Origin of the sequence: Trichocoleus sp. FACHB-591, from assembly GCF_014695845.1 — a bacterium.
Taxonomy (GTDB): Bacteria; Cyanobacteriota; Cyanobacteriia; order FACHB-46; family FACHB-46; genus Trichocoleus.
The window spans coordinates 1-3,378 of record NZ_JACJPA010000036.1; the positions used below are offsets into that span (position 1 = coordinate 1).

At 49.0% G+C, this 3,378-nt stretch carries 2 protein-coding genes; both read left to right on the forward strand.

Features of this window, described 5'->3' with window-relative positions; genetic code table 11:
• The first annotated feature begins 220 nt into the window (after positions 1-220).
• Entirely contained in the window at positions 221-568 is a 348-nt protein-coding gene (locus tag H6F90_RS05920) for a hypothetical protein (RefSeq protein WP_190551088.1), read from the forward strand.
• 101 nt (positions 569-669) lie between these two features.
• Positions 670-3,306 carry a carboxypeptidase regulatory-like domain-containing protein gene (locus tag H6F90_RS05925; protein WP_190551090.1) on the forward strand — a complete coding sequence of 879 codons (2,637 nt, stop codon included), beginning with the start codon at positions 670-672 and terminating at the stop codon, positions 3,304-3,306.
• Positions 3,307-3,378 lie beyond the last annotated feature (72 nt).

Genomic DNA, 3,378 nt, shown 5'->3' on the forward strand with positions numbered 1-3,378 from the left:
CTCTCTAACAAAGCCTCAAACTCTTTGGGGGTGAGCCCGGTTAAACTACACAAGGTCTGCGGTTTGGTTCGTAGTTCCGCATATGTCATTTTCATCTACCGACCTCATTCCAGATGCACGGTATAATTCTAAGTCCTAATTTCCGATAAGGTTTATTAATGGTCGTAAAGTTGGTCTAGTAACACGCGTTGGCACCACCGTTTACGTCCGCAAAGGTAAGGTGTCTCCTAACTTGGCGGTTGATAGCGCTAAGTTTGATGCTACCCAAAATCAAGTTCGATTGCTTGTGCGAAATAGCGGAGATGCCTCTGTTCAGCCTGGCATTACCTGGTCCCTAAAACAGGGAGATAAAACGATCAAAACCGGAGAACTACCACCAAGTGCTGTGGTGGCTCAGAGCGATCGCAATTTTCGGCTGCTCGATGCCACCAAAGAGCAATTGTCCCTCTCTCCTGGTAGCTATCAGCTTACGGGCCAGTTGAGCTGGGGTGAAGATGAAGACAATCATACTCTTCCGTTTAAAGCTACTTTAATCATTCCTGCGCCATCAACTGCTGCTAATCCTTAATAGCCCATTTAGTTAACGGTTAGCCGTTCTTCACAATCAACAGCTACCCAATTCCTTTGGGCAGTAGCTTCAGGCTGTCTACTTTGCTTGCGTGAGTTTCCATGTCTCCTTTCATTCCCCCACCTGCGCCCCCAGCAATTGTTCGTACAGTACCCCAAAATCAAGCTGATGCTGTTTTGCCAGTCACTTCCTTTAAGGCATCAGCAGAAACTAAAACTATTCAACTGCCTACACCCAACGCACCAGAGACACTAGCTCCTGAAAGCTCTGAAACCATCACCAATCTGTTGCCGAAGAGAAACCAGCGATCGCAAGCTCAAGAACTAGGACTACCTCTGTCCATTGATCGGGATAGCTCAACTGCTTGGACAGGCTCAGACGTTCAGCTAGGTAGGCCAGAAAACATAACAACTCTTTCTAATGTCGATATTGCTGAAATAGATACTCTTGTTGATGCTTCCAATGACATCGCTTCCAATCCAAGCAAAGCTCCTAACGTTGAGGAGTCGGAGGCGATCGCCCTACCTTCTCTATCAAGCACCTCACCTGAAGCTACTCCAACGCCCTCACTGACACCAACTCCTGAAGCTACTATTCCTACTTCGCTCTCTCCCATTCCGCAAGTGCCAGCAGGATTCACAACATTTCCTGTAGGCATCAATATTGAGCGGCGGAATGCGAATGCAGGCGTTTTAGTTCGCGGTCACGAAGATGGCACTCAAGCGATTGATTTCGAGCAGTGGTTGCTTCCCTATGACGCTGTGGTGCAAGCGTTGAAGCTCAGTACCAAAGTATTGTCAGATAACCAAATTGAGTTGCGATTGCCCACCTTTGCGGTGCGCCTAAACCCAACCCAATTACACAATGACCCAGGACTAGGGCTAGTTTTTTCTGTACAAGAGCTGCGATCGCTGTTTGGCCTTGATGTCACATTCGATATCAACGAGTACGCGATTCAGTTACAAGCTCCTTGGCTCGATCAACCAAGTGCTAATAGCCCGATACAAGCAGCTCCAGTGCAACTGAGCGGATTAGCGGAGATTAAGGCTCCTAAGTTTTCCTTGGCAGCAATTGAGCAACGCCTGAGTGCCAGCAGTACATCCTCCACGGGTACTAACTACGTAGGGGACGTCACAGCGGTTGGTACCATTCTGGGTGGAAGCTGGTTTGTCCGAGCCGATCAGCCTGAATTGTTCAGCGCTAACAGTTGGAGAATTGCTGAGGCCCGCTACCAGCGACAAACTAATCAAGCTGACTATATTTTGGGAACCCAGCCACCTTTTTGGCTGAACTTTAGCGCCAATGACTACTTAGGCTTTACCTGGATTCAGCGGCAGGGCTTTACTCCACCTGTAGATCTCTATGGAGAAAACGATCCTCGCCACCGCCTGCAGGCAGCTCAAGTGGGACGCACCGTATCTGGCAAAGCGGAGCCAGGGACGTTAGTGCGATTGGTACCAGGATTTAGCGATCGCCCGATTGCAGAGACATTAGTCGATTCTTCTGGCATCTACCGTTTCGAGAACATTAAACTTGACAATCAAGCATTGGGTGGTTTCTATCGAGTTTTGCTCTACCCTAAAGGCCAATTAGCAGCCCAACCTGAGATTCGCAATGCTGTTTTCTCCAGTGTGGCAGGGCAACTTCCAGCAGGGGCATCTGTCTCGGTTGCCTCTGGCGGGGTTCGCCGTAACCTGACTAATTCAGCAGAGACAGGACTACTGAGCAACTTCTCCAATCTGACGGATTTTCGAGGAGGTGTTGCTCAGCGCTGGGGGGTTTCCAACAGTTTGACGGTGGGCGCAGGGATGGTTTATGACCAGTCTTTGCGAGGATTGGGGGAGATCTTTTTTCAGCCTGAAAACTTTCCTCTAAAAGTTGCTGTTTCAGCCTTAACAGGTTCGGGGGACACCGATTGGGACATCAATGCTGATATCAGCTATGACCCTTCCCAAAACTTCAGCGCTAGATTGACCAGCGATCGCTTCTCCACTCGATTTAACACCTACTGGCGAGTTGCCCCTGGACTAGCCTTATTGGGTAGTACAGACAGCCGAGATGCAACAGCGGCTGGGGTACAGTTCAACTTTAGCGGCAAGAACTCCTACACTTTTGGGCGTATTACCTTCGACACCAAAAGCCATTTGCGATGGAACTTGTTACAACATCTCGGCCAGCTGGAGCTGAGTTCTGCGGGTAATGAAGTAGGCTCACAGTCAAGCCTCACCTACTTTCTCACCCGTGACAGTAACTTTACTACTGGGCAATCTTTGGTCTTAGGTTACGATACCTTCCACCAGGACAGCAACGAGAATTTGCTGAGCTTGGCTTGGCACTATCGTTCTAAGCAGCGATCGGTGGATAATACGCCTCTATGGGATATCCAGCTTGGCTATGGCATGGGTTCTCAAGGGTCAGGCCCTATTGCTTCCGTGGGCACCACCATTTTTCCAGGCATGCTATTACGGGCACGGTATCAAGGGGTGTCGGTCACATCAGATGAATCTAAGTTTGGTTTAGAACTGGTATCTGGTCTCAACTTCCAGCGGGGAATTCGACCGAGCGATCGCCATGCCGATTATCTGCGGACTCAAGGGGGATTACTCATTCAACCTTTCTTTGACCTCAACAATAATGCCAAACAGGATGCTGGGGAAGATTTCTACACTGATCCCAACCTAGTGATTTTGAATAATCCAGAACTTACGCAAAAGTCATTTGAACGGACGGATGCTTGAGTTGCTCCTTGAGATACTCAGAGAGCATCCCGTGCTTGATTTGATAGATAGTTCTACCACTTTCGTAGGCAA

Coding starts and splice junctions, on each gene's coding strand:
- H6F90_RS05925 (WP_190551090.1), top strand. CDS start 670: ATGTCTCCTTTCATTCCCCCACCTGCGCCCCCAGCAATTGTTCGTACA.